Consider the following 14,421-nt stretch of genomic DNA (forward strand, 5'->3'; position numbering starts at 1 on the left):
ATGGCTAAAACGTTGTATGAAAAGTTGTTCGATGCGCACGTCGTGTATGAAGCGCAGGACGAAACGCCGCTGCTGTATATCGACCGCCATCTGGTGCACGAAGTGACCTCACCGCAGGCATTCGACGGCCTGCGGGCGCATAACCGTCCGGTTCGCCAGCCGGGTAAAACCTTCGCCACCATGGATCATAACGTCTCGACGCAAACCAAAGACATTAACGCCTCCGGTGAAATGGCGCGCATCCAGATGCAGGAGCTGATCAAAAACTGCAATGAGTTCGGCGTCGAACTGTACGATCTGAACCACCCTTTTCAGGGTATCGTCCACGTGATGGGACCCGAGCAAGGTGTGACCTTACCGGGTATGACCATCGTCTGCGGTGACTCCCACACCGCCACACACGGTGCGTTCGGCGCGCTGGCGTTTGGTATCGGGACCTCAGAAGTCGAACACGTGCTGGCCACGCAAACCCTGAAGCAAGGGCGCGCCAAAACCATGAAGATCGAAGTCAATGGCACGGCAGCACCAGGAATTACTGCCAAAGATATCGTGCTGGCGATTATCGGTAAAACCGGTAGTGCAGGCGGTACCGGGCACGTGGTTGAGTTTTGCGGCGATGCCATCCGCGCCCTGAGCATGGAAGGTCGTATGACCCTGTGTAATATGGCAATCGAAATGGGGGCCAAAGCGGGTCTGGTCGCACCGGATGAAACCACCTTCAACTATGTACAGGGACGTTTGCATGCCCCTAAAGGTCAGGATTTTGCCGATGCCGTCGCCTGGTGGAAAACGCTGAAAACCGACGACGGAGCGACGTTTGATACCACCGTCACCCTGCAGGCAGAAGAGATTGCTCCGCAGGTCACCTGGGGCACTAACCCAGGCCAGGTAATCTCCGTAAACGATAACATTCCCGACCCCGCGTCGTTTAGCGATCCGGTTGAACGCGCATCAGCGGAAAAAGCGCTGGCCTATATGGGGCTGAAGCCGGGCATTCCGTTGACGGAAGTGGCTATTGATAAAGTGTTTATCGGCTCCTGCACCAACTCGCGTATTGAAGATTTACGTGCCGCAGCTGAAATCGCCAAAGGCCGCAAGGTCGCGCCGGGCGTGCAGGCACTGGTGGTACCGGGTTCAGGTCCGGTTAAAGCCCAGGCTGAAGCAGAAGGCCTGGATAAGATTTTCATTGAAGCCGGTTTTGAATGGCGCTTACCGGGTTGCTCAATGTGCCTGGCGATGAACAACGACCGTCTGAATCCGGGCGAACGCTGTGCTTCCACCAGCAACCGTAACTTTGAAGGTCGTCAGGGCCGCGGAGGGCGTACGCACTTAGTCAGCCCGGCCATGGCCGCCGCAGCCGCCGTTACCGGTCATTTTGCCGACATTCGCCGCATCAAATAAGGAAACTACCATGGCAGAGAAATTTACCCAGCATACCGGCCTGGTTGTCCCCCTGGATGCCGCCAACGTCGATACGGATGCAATCATTCCCAAACAGTTTTTGCAGAAGGTGACGCGTACCGGTTTTGGCGCACACCTGTTTAACGACTGGCGCTTTCTCGATGAGAATGGTCAGCAGCCTAATCCGGAATTCGTACTGAACTTCCCGGAATATCAAGGCGCGTCGATTCTGCTCGCGCGCGAAAACTTTGGCTGCGGATCCTCGCGCGAACATGCGCCGTGGGCGCTGACCGATTACGGTTTCAAAGTGGTGATCGCCCCAAGCTTCGCCGACATTTTCTACGGCAACAGCTTTAATAACCAACTGCTGCCGGTGAAATTAAGCGACGACGAAGTGGATGAACTGTTCACGTTGGTACAGGCCAATCCGGGGATCCGTTTTGAGGTGGATCTGCAGGCACAGGTGGTGAAGGCTGGCGATAAAGCGTATCCGTTTGAAATCGACACCTTCCGCCGCCACTGCATGCTGAACGGTCTCGACAGTATTGGGCTGACGTTGCAGCACGAAGACGCGATCTCGACTTACGAGAACAAACAGCCCGCGTTTATGCGCTAGTGCTTGTTGTTGCCGGATAAGCATGCCGGATGACGACGCAAAAGCGTCTTATCCGGCCTACGGAAAGATTTGTAGGCCGGATAAGCGCAGCGTATCCGGCACACCCACTACACATCCTTCACTCGTCCGGTCATCACCAGCGTAACCACCGAAATTCCTGCAATCACCCAGTAGACGGCATAATGCCCATAACTTTGCGCCACCGCCCCCTGAATGACCCCCGCCAGAATCACCCCCGTGGAGATACTATTGGTAAATAAGGTGGTAGCTGAACCCGCCCTGCCCGGCATCAGATCCTGAAACCACAGCATGCCTATTCCGGCAACAATCCCGATGAATACCGCATTAAACAGCTGCAGGACCAGTAGCGCCGTATGGCTATGGAAGAAGATAAGCCCAAGGTAAAACAGCACGCCTGCCGCCACGGCGGTTATCATCATCCGCCGCTTACCAAAACGCTTCACGTAGTAACCCGCCAGAATCATTGCCGGAATTTCCAACCCGGCGGCGGTGCCCATCAGGATCCCTGCCAGTTTGTCCGGTAGTCCCAGTTCAAGGCTAATCCACAGCGGCATATCGATAATGTACATGGTGTTGCAGGTCCACATCAGCGTGGAGGCAATAAACAACATGCGCACATTTTTGTCCTGCCAGCCGCCGGTCTGCTCAAGCGGGACATCGACAGGCTGCTCGACCCGCGCCACCGACGGCAGTATCAGCGCGATCAGCACCAGGCTAATGGCAAATATCCCGGCAGCAATCGAAAACATCATCGTGAAGCCGTAATTTAACGCCAGCATAAACGCCAGCGGCGGCCCAATCACCCACGCCAGCGAAAGCTGCGCACGCATCACCGAGCTGAACATCACCACTTCTCGCGCCGAGTTATCGGCATACTCCCGCGCCAGCGCAAACAGCTGCGGCATGGCGGTATTTGCCAGCGAAGCCAGCAGCACCCCGCAGGTGATCAGCGTTAAATAGTGGCGGTTAAAGGCAAACAGCAACGCGTTGCCAATCGCCATCAGACAGCAGAACATGATCAGCTTACGCCGATCGCCCCGACTGTCGGATCGTTTCGCCAGACCAAGGCTGACCGCGATCCCGGCGATCGCATTGACGGTGTAAAACAGCCCAACCCAAAATGGCTGTGCCCCCACCTCGCGACTCAGAAACAGGCTCAGCGTGGGTGCCTGTAACGCGCCCGCCACGCCCATCATAAAGGCAACCAGCATAAACGCCGCATACACGCCGTTGAGGCGCCGTCCCATGGTCATAATCCAGAGCATATCTTTCCTTTTAAGCGCAGCGGAAACGAAAAAAGCCAGCAGATAATACCTGCTGGCGCGGCGATTAACACCAATACTCAGTCACACATGATGTCTGCAATTCCCAATTCAGAGGTCAGTCTTGCAACTCCCACTGCATCAGTTCATCGAGCATCTTTAAGCGCTGCGGCGCACTCAGGCAAGCCAACCAGGACAAACGCGCTGTCGAGGTAAAGTACTTTAAATAGAACTGACGCATAGATGACCCCTTCGTTGTCTCATCGCTTCATCGGAATTCATTATTGGCTTAATATGGGGATAATAAAATTGCTGAGTTTTCCGTGGGAGTTCCCCTTTTATGTCTTCTGGTCGTTTGCAACAACAGTTTATCCGCCTGTGGCAATGCTGCGACGGCAAAACGCAAGACACCACGCTGAACGAGTTGGCAGAGTTACTCAGTTGCTCGCGCCGCCATATGCGCACCCTGCTCAACACCATGCAGGAACGCGGCTGGCTAACGTGGGAAGCCGAGGTCGGTCGCGGCAAACGTTCACGCCTGACCTTTCTCTACACCGGGCTGGCGCTCCAGCAGCAGCGGGCGGAAGACCTGCTGGAACAGGATCGCATTGATCAACTGGTGCAACTGGTCGGCGATAAAACAGCCGTGCGACAAATGCTGGTTTCTCATCTGGGCCGCAGCTTTCGCCAGGGGCGGCACATCATGCGCGTCCTTTACTATCGCCCGATGCGCAATCTGCTCCCCGGTACGGCGCTGCGCCGTTCCGAAACCCATATCGCCAGGCAAATCTTCAGCGCCTTAACCCGCGTAAATGAGGAAAATGGGGAACTGGAAGCCGACATTGCCCACCACTGGCAACAAATTTCGCCGCTGCACTGGCGCTTCTTCCTGCGTCCTGGGATCCATTTTCATCATGGTCGCGAGCTGGAAATGGAGGATGTGATCGCCTCACTGAGGCGGATCAACAGCCTGCCGCTGTACTCGCACATTACGCAAATTGCCTCTCCCACGGCCTGGACGCTGGATATCCATCTGGCGCAATCTGATCGCTGGTTGCCGTGGCTACTGGGACAGGTCCCCGCCATGATCCTGCCGCGCGAATGGGAAACGCTGAATAACTTTTCCAGCCACCCGATTGGCACCGGTCCCTATGCGGTCGTCCGCAATACGAGTAACCAGCTAAAAATTCACGCTTTTGATGATTACTTTGGTTACCGGGCGCTGATTGACGAAGTGAATGTGTGGGTGTTACCGGACATCGCCGAAGAGCCTGGCGGCGGACTCACGCTCAAAGGCCCGACGGAAGATGAAAAGGCTATCGAAAGCCGGCTGGAGGAAGGGTGTTATTACATGCTGTTTGATTCCCGCGCCCATCGCGGAGCCAATCAGGAGGTGCGCGAATGGGTAAGCCGCATACTCTCGCCGACGAATTTAATTTTTCAGGCTGACGAGCAGTATCAACGACACTGGTTCCCCGCATACGGATTACTGCCTCGCTGGCATCACGCCAGGCCAGGACTCGGTGAAAAACCGGCGGGACTGGAAACACTGACGCTCACCTACTATCGCGATCATATCGAGCATCGGGTGATTGCGCAGATCATGAAAACATTGCTGGCGGAGCATCAGGTACAGCTGAATATTCAGGAGATCGACTACGATCAATGGCACGCAGGCGAGACCGTCAGCGATATCTGGCTCAACAGCGCCAACTTTACCTTACCGCTGGACTTCTCGCTGTTCGCCCATTTGTGCGAAGTCCCGCTGCTGCAAAACTGTCTTTCTCTGGACTGGGAAAGCGACGCCGCCCGCTGGCGCACCGGCGAGATGAGCCTCGCAGCATGGTGTCAGCAACTGCTTGCCAGTAAAGCCATTGTACCGCTGATCCATCACTGGCTGATCATTCAGGGGCAGCGCAGTATGCGTGGGTTACGCATGAATACGCTTGGCTGGTTTGATTTTAAATCAGCATGGTTTGCACCACCGGATCCTTAACGCCTTGTTCAGTAGGCGTAATCGGTGAAGACAGTTTGAACACGGACAGCGCGGAAAAACCGGAGCGTACACGTAGTACGTGAGGATTTTGAGCACTGCCCAGGTTCAAACTGGCAAACAAGATAGCCTAATGGACAAGGCTCTTGATTGCCGCATAGCAACAAAATCATTACACTAACGCCGTTCTCAACGGGGTGCCAATAAAAAACATACACAAAATCATTCATGATGCATCAAGGCGGCAAGCAAACGCAGCCAACGCAGAGGCAGCTTGAAGGATGAAGTGTATGAGGCTGAGAGATACCCGTCGAACCTGATCCGGATAATGCCGGCGAAGGGATTTGAGGCTGTAGCTCAAGTCCTTTGCCACCTAACTCGTCATACTTCAAGCTGCAGATGCGTTGGCTTTCCTCGCTCACCCCAGTCACGTACTACCTGTACGCTCCCGGGGATACGCTACGTCGCCGCCTTCCTGCAACTCGAATTATTGAGAGTTTTACTTTATGAGGTGCAAAGTGTTTAAAAAATGTCTTCCGCTTTTACTGCTGTGCGCAGCGCCTGCCTTCGCCAAACCCGTTCTGACCGTCTATACCTACGACTCGTTCGCCGCCGACTGGGGCCCCGGCCCAACCATCAAAAAAGCCTTTGAAGCCGACTGCAACTGCGAGCTAAAGCTGGTGGCGCTGGAAGATGGCGTCTCGCTGCTTAATCGCCTGCGCATGGAAGGAAAAAACAGTAAAGCCGACGTCGTGCTCGGACTGGATAACAACCTGCTCGACGCGGCAATGCAGACCAAACTGTTTGCCAAAAGCGGCGTGGCGAGCGATGCCATCAACGTTCCTGGCGGCTGGAAAAACGACACCTTTGTACCGTTTGATTACGGCTATTTCGCCTTTGTGTATGACAAAAACAAGCTGAAAAACCCACCGAAGAGCCTGAAAGAACTGGTCGAAAGCGACCAGAAATGGCGCGTAATTTATCAGGACCCACGCACCAGCACGCCGGGTCTGGGACTGCTGCTGTGGATGCAGAAAGTGTACGGCGATAAAGCGCCGGAAGCCTGGCAGAAACTGGCGGCTAAAACCGTCACCGTCACCAAGGGCTGGAGTGAAGCCTACGGTCTGTTCCTGAAAGGTGAAAGCGATCTGGTGCTGAGCTATACCACCTCTCCGGCGTATCACATCATCGAAGAGAAGAAAGATAACTACGCCGCCGCCAATTTTAGCGAGGGACACTATTTGCAGGTGGAGGTCGCCGCACGTACCGCCGCCAGCAAACAACCCGAACTGGCGGAAAAATTCCTGACATTTACGGTTTCTCCGGCGTTCCAGAACGCAATCCCCACCGGCAACTGGATGTATCCGGTAACCCAGGTCACGCTTCCTCCTGGCATTGCACAACTGGAAAAACCGTCCACCGCGCTGGAATTCACCCCACAACAGGTGGCAACTCAACGTCAGACATGGATTAACGCATGGCAACGCGCCGTCAGCCGTTAATTCCCGGCTGGCTGCTCCCAGGGCTTTCGGCCGCTACGTTGATAGTGGCCGTCGCCCTGGCGGCGTTTCTGGCGCTGTGGCTGAACGCCCCTCAGGGAGACTGGCTCACGCTGTGGCAGGACAGCTACCTGTGGCACGTGGTGCGTTTTTCCTTCTGGCAGGCATTTTTATCCGCTGCGCTGTCGGTGATCCCGGCAATCTTCCTCGCCCGGGCGCTTTATCGTCGCCGTTTCCCTGGGCGTATAGCGCTGCTGCGCCTGTGCGCAATGACGCTGATCCTGCCGGTGCTGGTCGCCGTCTTTGGCATCCTTAGCGTCTACGGTCGTCAGGGCTGGCTGGCCTCACTTTGGCAGGCTCTCGGCCTGGAGTGGACGTTTTCACCGTACGGTCTGCAGGGCATTCTGCTGGCACACGTCTTTTTCAACCTGCCGATGGCCAGCCGTTTACTGCTGCAGTCGCTGGAGAATATTCCCGGCGAACAGCGGCAGCTCGCCGCGCAGCTAGGTATGCGCGGCTGGCATTTCTTCCGCTTCGTTGAATGGCCGTGGCTGCGCCGCCAGATCCCTCCGGTAGCGGCGCTCATCTTTATGCTGTGCTTCGCCAGTTTTGCTACCGTGCTGTCGCTCGGCGGCGGGCCACAGGCGACCACCATCGAGCTGGCTATCTATCAGGCGCTGAGCTTCGACTACGATCCCGCCCGCGCCGCCATGCTGGCACTGATCCAGATGATTTGCTGCTTAGGACTGGTGCTGCTCAGCCAGCGCATGAGTCGAGCGATAGCCCCCGGCACCACGCTGGTACAAGGCTGGCGCGATCCCGACGACCGCCTGCACAGCCGAGTGACCGACACCCTGCTGATTATTCTGGCGCTGCTGCTGTTACTCCCGCCGCTGCTGGCGGTGATTGTCGATGGTGTTAACCGTCATATTCTGGACGTTCTCGCGCAGCCTGTATTGTGGCAAGCCCTGTGGACTTCGCTGCGTATTGCGCTGGCGGCAGGCCTGCTGTGCGTCATTCTCACCATGATGCTGTTGTGGAGCAGCCGCGAGCTGCGGGCACGGCAGCAAGTTTTAGCCGGTCAGGCGCTGGAACTGAGCGGCATGCTGATCCTCGCAATGCCGGGCATCGTGCTGGCAACCGGGTTCTTCCTGCTGCTCAATAACAGTATTGGACTGCCGGACTCTGCCGACGGCATTGTGATTTTTACCAATGCACTAATGGCCATCCCTTATGCGCTGAAAGTGCTGGAAAACCCGATGCGTGACGTAACGGCGCGCTACAGCATGTTGTGCCAGTCTTTAGGCATTGAAGGATGGTCGCGGTTGAAAGTGATTGAGCTGCGTGCGTTGAAACGCCCGCTGGCGCAAGCCGTGGCCTTCGCCTGCGTCCTGTCGATTGGCGATTTTGGCGTGGTAGCCCTGTTTGGCAACGAGGACTTCCGCACGCTACCGTTTTACCTCTATCAGCAGATTGGCTCCTATCGCAGTCAGGATGGTGCAGTCACCGCATTATTGCTGCTGATCCTGTGCTTTACGCTGTTTACTGTTATTGAGAAATTACCGGGTCGACATGTTAAAACTGATTGATATCACATGGCTGTATCACCATTTACCCATGCGCTTTACGCTGTCGGTCGCGCGCGGTGAACAGATCGCCGTGCTGGGACCCAGCGGCGCCGGGAAAAGTACGCTATTAAACCTGATTGCCGGTTTTCTGGCACCGGCCAGCGGCACAATGATGATTGGTGGTGAGGATCATACCCGCACGCCGCCTTCTCGCCGCCCTGTCTCCATGCTGTTTCAGGAAAACAATCTGTTCAGCCACCTGAGTGTGCAACAGAATATCGCCCTCGGCCTTAACCCTGGGTTGAAACTGAACGCGCAGCAGCAGGAGAAAATGCGCCACATTGCTCAACAAATGGGACTCGACATGTTGCTGGAAAGGCTTCCTGGCGAGCTTTCTGGCGGGCAACGCCAGCGTGTAGCCCTGGCGCGCTGCCTGGTGCGGGAACAACCCGTGTTGCTGCTTGATGAACCGTTCTCTGCACTCGACCCCGCCCTGCGTCAGGAAATGCTCACACTGGTGGCTGACGTGTGTCGTGAAAAGCAGCTGACGCTGCTGATGGTGTCCCACAGCGTAGAAGACGCCGCGCGCATTGCGCCACGTTCAATCGTAGTCGCCGACGGGCGCATTGCGTGGCAAGGTAAAACAGATGAGCTGTTGAGCGGTCACGCCAGCGCCTCGGCGCTGTTGGGTATTAAAGCATAGTGGCGCAATTTGCGGCCCGTAGGCCGGATTAGCGCCAGCGCCATCCGGCAAAATAAGCCCTAATAGCCCACCACTTTGCGCAGGATATCGATATACACCGGCATCAGCGGATGGCGGATCAGTGCGACCAGCGCCACCACGCCGATCCCGAGAACAAGCGGCGCCAGATACAGCAGTCGACCTCGCGGCAAATAAACGGTTAAGCGATCAACAGCCGCTTTGCCGCTACGCCATAGCCGCCAGCACAGCCATCCCCCGACCCACAGCAATAGTGCGGTCGCCAGCAATAGCCATTTGAAATCGCCGCTCTGTACATCTGAGGGAATATCAATTGCCGCGCCCGCCAGGATACCCGGCAGAAAATAAAACGGCGGCCACAGTACGCAGCCAATGATATTAGGCACAATAAATTTAGCGACAGGCAGATCAAGCATCCCCGCCACCATTGGCACCAGCGGACGCGTCGGACCAACAAAACGACCTACCAGAATAGTAAACATGCTGTGCTGATGAAGCGCATGTTCAGTTTTATCCAGTAACGCCTTGTTCTTTTTCATAAAAGACCAGCGGTGCAGCGGCTTTTTAAAACGCCAGCCCAGCCAGAAGGAGATCCAGTCACCCATCAGGCAGCCGACAATGCCCGCAAGCCAGGCATGCCAGAAGTTCAGTTCACCGCTACCAATCAGCGCACCCAGTCCGGCCATCAGCACGGTACCGGGTAAAATTAAGCCCACCAGCGCCAGCGACTCCAGAAAAGCCACCAGCAGTACGGCTATCAAAGAGTATACGGCGGACTGGAGAATAAAATGTTCCAGCAATGCTTGCATAATGTGTCCGTCAGATTTACGAAGCAAGGATTCTGATAACCCTTCTCAACTTCGTCAAGCCATCATTCGTATGAATAGTTTGCGAGATATGACAACTTTTCGGACACATCATTCACTTTTTATTCACAGCCAGCGCGAAACTCGCTCGGGCTGGCGCCGGTACATTTTTTGAAAACGCGGGAGAAATAGAGCTGATCGTCAAACCCGACGTTGCGCCCGACGGTGGCGATCGGCATGCGCGTGGTGCTCAACAGGAGCTTCGCCTGGCTGATTCGCTGATCCTCACGCCAGCTGAGTACGCTGATGCCGAGCTGCTGGCGGAACAGGTGCGACAAACGAGACGGCGACAGGCAGACATGCTGCGCGACGCTGGCAATATCAAAATTGCTGTCCGCCAGGTGATCGCTGATGTACTGACAGGCATCACGCACGCGGTTATCCATGGGGGGATGCAGCGATTCATTAATTGCTTCCATACGTCTGAGCAGCAGTTGTTCCAGCAAATTGATCGCCAACAGCTCAGAGTAACGACCCTCCCGTTGCCCGGCGCTGATTATCTGGCCGAACAGTTCGTTGAAGTGTGGCTGATGCGCTTCATCCGGGCGGAAAAAACCAGTCTGTGCAAAAATCGCCGGCCAGGTAAGCCACTCCTGCCAGTAGGCGCGAGGTCGAAAGTAGACCCACTGGTGGTACCATTCACTGGCATCGGGATGGCGGCCGTAATGGTGAACTTCACCCGGCGGAAACAGCAAAATATCACCCGGTCGGCAAACAAACTGCTTACCTTGATTGTTGATGACCCCTTCCCCGCGAATGGTCAGGTTCAGGATATAGCCCTTCATTCCCAGCGGTCTGTCGATAAAAAAATCCAGGTATCCGTTCGCCTCAATAGGGGTTAATCCCGCCACTAAATGCGCGTTAAACGAGTAGCCCGGCAACAGGGGATCGTTTTGCGGTTCAGCCATAAATTCAATACTCCCGGTGTTCTGATAAGAAACAAATCGTCCATATTATGCAAGATATCGTCACCGTCGCCCCTGTAGACCGTTATGGTTTCAGTGATGGACCATCAACCCCGCATGCGAAAAGCATTTTGTAAAAAACATGTCCTGCGCCAACGATAAAAACGGCTAACAAAAGTGTCTATAACTACGGCAGAAATGTCCACATTGAATATTTGCACGGCGTCACACTTTGTGATGCCACAGCATTTTAGTCCATAAGATTAGCGGATCCTGCCTGACGGTTTTTACCCCCATTATCTACTGTTTATCCATACCCGTATTTTTGGATGGAGTAAGACGATGGCGATTGCAATTGGCCTCGATTTTGGAAGTGATTCAGTACGCGCTTTGGCGGTGGAATGTGCCACCGGCGAGGAGATTGCCACCAGCGTAGAGTGGTACCCACGTTGGCAGGAAGGGCAATATTGCGATGGCCCAAACAACCAGTTTCGCCATCACCCGCGTGACTACATTGAATCCATGGAAGCCGCACTGAAAACGGTCCTCGGCGAACTGAGCGCAGAACAGCGTGCGGCAGTGGTCGGGATTGGCGTTGACAGCACCGGTTCAACCCCTGCGCCTATTGATGCCAACGGCAACGTCCTCGCACTCAGAGAAGAGTTCGCCGAGAACCCGAACGCGATGTTCGTCCTGTGGAAAGACCACACGTCAGTCGAAGAAGCCGAAGAAATCACCCGCCTGTGCCATACGCCGGGCAAGGTCGATTATTCGCGCTATATCGGCGGCATTTATTCCAGTGAATGGTTCTGGGCGAAAATCCTGCACGTTACCCGCCAGGACAACGCAGTCGCGCAGGCTGCCGTGTCCTGGATTGAGCTGTGCGACTGGATCCCCGCCCTGCTCTCTGACACCACGCGCCCACAGGATATTCGTCGCGGACGCTGCAGCGCCGGTCACAAATCCCTGTGGCATGAAAGCTGGGGTGGCCTGCCGCCAGCCAGTTTCTTTGATGAACTCGACCCCCTCATCAACCAACATCTGCAATACCCGATGTTTACCGATACCTTCACCGCAGACCTGCCAGTGGGCACGCTCTGTGCGGAATGGGCACAGCGCCTGGGTCTGCCGGAAAGCGTGGTCATTTCCGGCGGTGCATTCGACTGCCATATGGGCGCAGTCGGCGCGGGCGCACAGCCAAACACGTTGGTGAAAGTCATTGGCACCTCGACCTGCGACATTCTGATTGCCGACAAAGCCAGCGTCGGCGAGCGCGCAGTGAAAGGCATATGCGGCCAGGTTGATGGCAGCGTGGTGCCGCACTTTATTGGCCTGGAAGCCGGTCAATCCGCCTTCGGCGATATCTATGCCTGGTTTAGCCGCGTGCTGAGCTGGCCGCTGGAGCAGCTTGCTGCGCAGCACCCGGAACTCAAAACGCAGATTAAAGCCAGCCAAAAACAGCTGCTGCCTGCGCTAACCGAAGCATGGGCAAAAAATCCGTCGCTGGATCATCTGCCGGTAGTACTCGACTGGTTCAACGGGCGTCGTACACCCAATGCCAACCAACGTCTGAAAGGGGTCATTACCGACCTTAACCTCGCGACCGACGCACCAGCGCTGTTTGGTGGATTGATTGCCGCAACGGCGTTTGGTGCACGCGCCATTATGGAATGCTTTACCGAACAAGGCATCGCAGTGAATAACGTGATGGCGCTCGGCGGCATCGCACGTAAAAACCCGGTCATCATGCAGGCCTGTTGTGACGTCCTTAATCGTCCGCTGCAGATTGTCGCCTCAGACCAGTGCTGCGCGCTTGGTGCGGCAATTTTTGCCGCCGTTGCCGCAAACGTGCATGCCGATATCCCCGCCGCCCAGCAAAAAATGGCGAGTGCCGTGGAAAACACACTGCACCCTCGTCCTGAGCAGGCTCAACGTTTTGAACAACTGTATCGCCGCTACCAGCAGTGGGCAGTAAGCGCCGAACAACAATACCTTCCGACTGCCGCACCGGCGCACAAAGCCCCGGTAGATCTGGCAACCCTGACACATTAAGGACACGACAATGACGATTTTTGATAACTATGAAGTGTGGTTTGTGATTGGTAGCCAGCACCTGTATGGCCCAGAAACCCTGCGTCAGGTAACCCAGCACGCCGAGCACGTTGTTAACGCACTGAATACTGAAGCTAAACTGCCCTGCAAACTGGTGTTAAAACCGCTGGGAACATCGCCTGACGAAATCACGTCTATTTGCCGCGATGCCAACTATGACGATCGTTGTGCGGGCCTGGTGGTCTGGCTGCATACCTTCTCACCGGCCAAAATGTGGATCAACGGCCTGACCATTCTCAACAAACCGCTGATGCAGTTCCATACCCAGTTCAACGCCGCCCTGCCGTGGGACAGCATTGATATGGACTTTATGAACCTGAACCAAACTGCACACGGCGGCCGTGAGTTTGGCTTCATCGGCGCGCGTATGCGCCAGCAGCATGCCGTGGTCACCGGTCACTGGCAGGATAAGCAAGCGCACGAGCGTATCGGTTCCTGGATGCGCCAGGCCGTGTCCAAACAGGATACCCGCCATCTGAAAGTATGCCGTTTTGGCGACAACATGCGTGAAGTTGCAGTCACTGACGGCGATAAAGTGGCTGCTCAGATCAAATTTGGTTTCTCGGTGAACACCTGGGCCGTGGGCGATCTGGTACAGGTAGTGAACGCGATTAGCGATGGTGAGATCAACGCGCTGATCGACGAATATGAAAGCACCTACACCATGACGGCAGCAACGCAAATCCACGGTGACAAGCGTCAGAACGTGCTGGAAGCCGCCCGTATTGAACTGGGCATGAAGCGTTTCCTCGAACAGGGTGGATTCAATGCCTTTACCACCACGTTTGAAGATTTGCACGGCCTGAAACAACTTCCGGGTCTGGCCGTACAGCGTCTGATGCAGCAGGGCTACGGCTTTGCAGGCGAAGGTGACTGGAAAACTGCCGCGCTGCTTCGCATCATGAAGGTGATGTCAACCGGCCTGCAGGGCGGCACCTCATTTATGGAGGATTACACCTACCACTTCGAGAAGGGCAACGATCTGGTGCTTGGCTCGCACATGCTGGAAGTGTGCCCGTCGATTGCCGTAGAAGAAAAACCGATCCTCGACGTGCAGCACCTGGGCATTGGCGGTAAAGACGACCCTGCTCGTCTGATCTTCAACACCAAAACCGGCCCGGCCGTGGTTGCCAGCCTGATCGATCTCGGCGATCGCTATCGTCTGCTGGTCAACTGCATTGATACAGTACAAACCCCGCACGACCTGCCGAAACTGCCGGTGGCGAACGCGCTGTGGAAAGCCCAGCCGGATCTGCCTACCGCGTCTGAAGCCTGGATCCTGGCCGGTGGCGCACACCACACCGTCTTCAGCCATGCGCTGGATCTGAATGACATGCGTCAGTTCGCTGAAATGCACGATATCGAGATCGCGGTGATCGACAACGATACCCGCCTGCCGGCCTTTAAGGACGCGCTGCGCTGGAACGAAGTGTACTACGGGTTCAAACGTTAATTAT

Annotated in this window: 12 protein-coding genes and 1 riboswitch; of the genes, 8 read left to right on the forward strand and 4 right to left on the reverse strand. The window is 55.7% G+C overall.

Going from position 1 to position 14,421, the window contains the following annotated elements; genetic code table 11:
* Both leuC and leuD read left to right on the forward strand, forming a co-directional pair.
* Positions 1-1,401, forward strand: a complete 1,401-nt coding sequence (leuC, locus tag FCH32_RS08000) for a 3-isopropylmalate dehydratase large subunit (protein ID WP_137362013.1) — start codon at positions 1-3, stop codon at positions 1,399-1,401.
* Between the two features lie 10 nt (positions 1,402-1,411).
* Positions 1,412-2,017 carry a 3-isopropylmalate dehydratase small subunit gene (gene leuD, locus FCH32_RS08005; protein WP_096758318.1) on the forward strand — a complete coding sequence of 202 codons (606 nt, stop codon included), beginning with the start codon at positions 1,412-1,414 and terminating at the stop codon, positions 2,015-2,017.
* Between the two features lie 107 nt (positions 2,018-2,124).
* Here leuD and FCH32_RS08010 read toward each other — a convergent pair whose 3' ends face one another.
* Entirely contained in the window at positions 2,125-3,303 is a 1,179-nt protein-coding gene (locus FCH32_RS08010) for a sugar efflux transporter (RefSeq protein WP_096758319.1), read from the reverse strand.
* A 115-nt stretch (positions 3,304-3,418) separates the two neighbouring features.
* Positions 3,419-3,541: a glucose uptake inhibitor SgrT gene (gene sgrT / locus FCH32_RS08015; protein ID WP_096758320.1), complete on the reverse strand. Its 123-nt coding sequence runs from the start codon at positions 3,539-3,541 to the stop codon at positions 3,419-3,421.
* Positions 3,542-3,640: 99 nt separating this feature from the next.
* Between sgrT and sgrR the strand changes: the two genes are divergently transcribed.
* From sgrR to thiQ, 4 genes are all read left to right on the forward strand, one after another.
* Positions 3,641-5,296: an HTH-type transcriptional regulator SgrR gene (sgrR, locus tag FCH32_RS08020; RefSeq protein ID WP_174360722.1), complete on the forward strand. Its 1,656-nt coding sequence runs from the start codon at positions 3,641-3,643 to the stop codon at positions 5,294-5,296.
* A gap of 180 nt (positions 5,297-5,476) precedes the next feature.
* Positions 5,477-5,654: riboswitch (TPP riboswitch) on the forward strand.
* 157 nt (positions 5,655-5,811) lie between these two features.
* Positions 5,812-6,795 carry a thiamine ABC transporter substrate binding subunit gene (gene thiB, locus FCH32_RS08025; RefSeq protein WP_174360723.1) on the forward strand — a complete coding sequence of 328 codons (984 nt, stop codon included), beginning with the start codon at positions 5,812-5,814 and terminating at the stop codon, positions 6,793-6,795.
* Complete coding sequence (gene thiP, locus FCH32_RS08030; RefSeq protein ID WP_174360724.1) at positions 6,771-8,381, forward strand: thiamine/thiamine pyrophosphate ABC transporter permease ThiP; 1,611 nt, start codon at positions 6,771-6,773, stop codon at positions 8,379-8,381. Before thiB ends, thiP begins: the two co-directional genes overlap by 25 nt.
* Complete coding sequence (thiQ, locus tag FCH32_RS08035) at positions 8,365-9,063, forward strand: thiamine ABC transporter ATP-binding protein ThiQ (protein ID WP_115259473.1); 699 nt, start codon at positions 8,365-8,367, stop codon at positions 9,061-9,063. Before thiP ends, thiQ begins: the two co-directional genes overlap by 17 nt.
* 59 nt (positions 9,064-9,122) lie before the next feature.
* Here the strand turns inward: thiQ and FCH32_RS08040 are convergent, their stop codons facing one another.
* Complete coding sequence (locus FCH32_RS08040) at positions 9,123-9,890, reverse strand: DedA family protein (protein WP_096758325.1); 768 nt, start codon at positions 9,888-9,890, stop codon at positions 9,123-9,125.
* A gap of 119 nt (positions 9,891-10,009) precedes the next feature.
* On the reverse strand, positions 10,010-10,855 hold the full coding sequence (araC, locus tag FCH32_RS08045) for an arabinose operon transcriptional regulator AraC (protein WP_117342325.1): 846 nt from the start codon (positions 10,853-10,855) through the stop codon (positions 10,010-10,012).
* Between the two features lie 339 nt (positions 10,856-11,194).
* On the opposite strand from araC, the gene araB reads away from it, so the two are divergent.
* On the forward strand, positions 11,195-12,904 hold the full coding sequence (gene araB / locus FCH32_RS08050; RefSeq protein WP_115259475.1) for a ribulokinase: 1,710 nt from the start codon (positions 11,195-11,197) through the stop codon (positions 12,902-12,904).
* A 10-nt stretch (positions 12,905-12,914) separates the two neighbouring features.
* The gene (gene araA, locus FCH32_RS08055; protein ID WP_115259476.1) at positions 12,915-14,417 is read left to right on the forward strand and encodes an L-arabinose isomerase; all 1,503 of its coding nucleotides are present in this window, start codon (positions 12,915-12,917) and stop codon (positions 14,415-14,417) included.
* The last annotated feature ends 4 nt before the right edge of the window (positions 14,418-14,421 follow it).

Origin of the sequence: Citrobacter gillenii (assembly GCF_013337685.1) — a bacterium.
Lineage (GTDB): Bacteria > Pseudomonadota > Gammaproteobacteria > Enterobacterales > Enterobacteriaceae > Citrobacter > Citrobacter gillenii.

What these genes read in the sequence shown, in the direction of transcription:
- leuC (WP_137362013.1), top strand. Translation starts at nt 1, where the DNA reads ATGGCTAAAACGTTGTATGAAAAGTTGTTCGATGCGCACGTCGTGTAT.
- leuD (WP_096758318.1), top strand. Translation starts at nt 1,412, where the DNA reads ATGGCAGAGAAATTTACCCAGCATACCGGCCTGGTTGTCCCCCTGGAT.
- FCH32_RS08010 (WP_096758319.1), bottom strand. Translation starts at nt 3,303, where the DNA reads ATGCTCTGGATTATGACCATGGGACGGCGCCTCAACGGCGTGTATGCG.
- sgrT (WP_096758320.1), bottom strand. Translation starts at nt 3,541, where the DNA reads ATGCGTCAGTTCTATTTAAAGTACTTTACCTCGACAGCGCGTTTGTCC.
- sgrR (WP_174360722.1), top strand. Translation starts at nt 3,641, where the DNA reads ATGTCTTCTGGTCGTTTGCAACAACAGTTTATCCGCCTGTGGCAATGC.
- thiP (WP_174360724.1), top strand. Translation starts at nt 6,771, where the DNA reads ATGGCAACGCGCCGTCAGCCGTTAATTCCCGGCTGGCTGCTCCCAGGG.
- thiQ (WP_115259473.1), top strand. Translation starts at nt 8,365, where the DNA reads ATGTTAAAACTGATTGATATCACATGGCTGTATCACCATTTACCCATG.
- FCH32_RS08040 (WP_096758325.1), bottom strand. Translation starts at nt 9,890, where the DNA reads ATGCAAGCATTGCTGGAACATTTTATTCTCCAGTCCGCCGTATACTCT.
- araC (WP_117342325.1), bottom strand. Translation starts at nt 10,855, where the DNA reads ATGGCTGAACCGCAAAACGATCCCCTGTTGCCGGGCTACTCGTTTAAC.
- araB (WP_115259475.1), top strand. Translation starts at nt 11,195, where the DNA reads ATGGCGATTGCAATTGGCCTCGATTTTGGAAGTGATTCAGTACGCGCT.
- araA (WP_115259476.1), top strand. Translation starts at nt 12,915, where the DNA reads ATGACGATTTTTGATAACTATGAAGTGTGGTTTGTGATTGGTAGCCAG.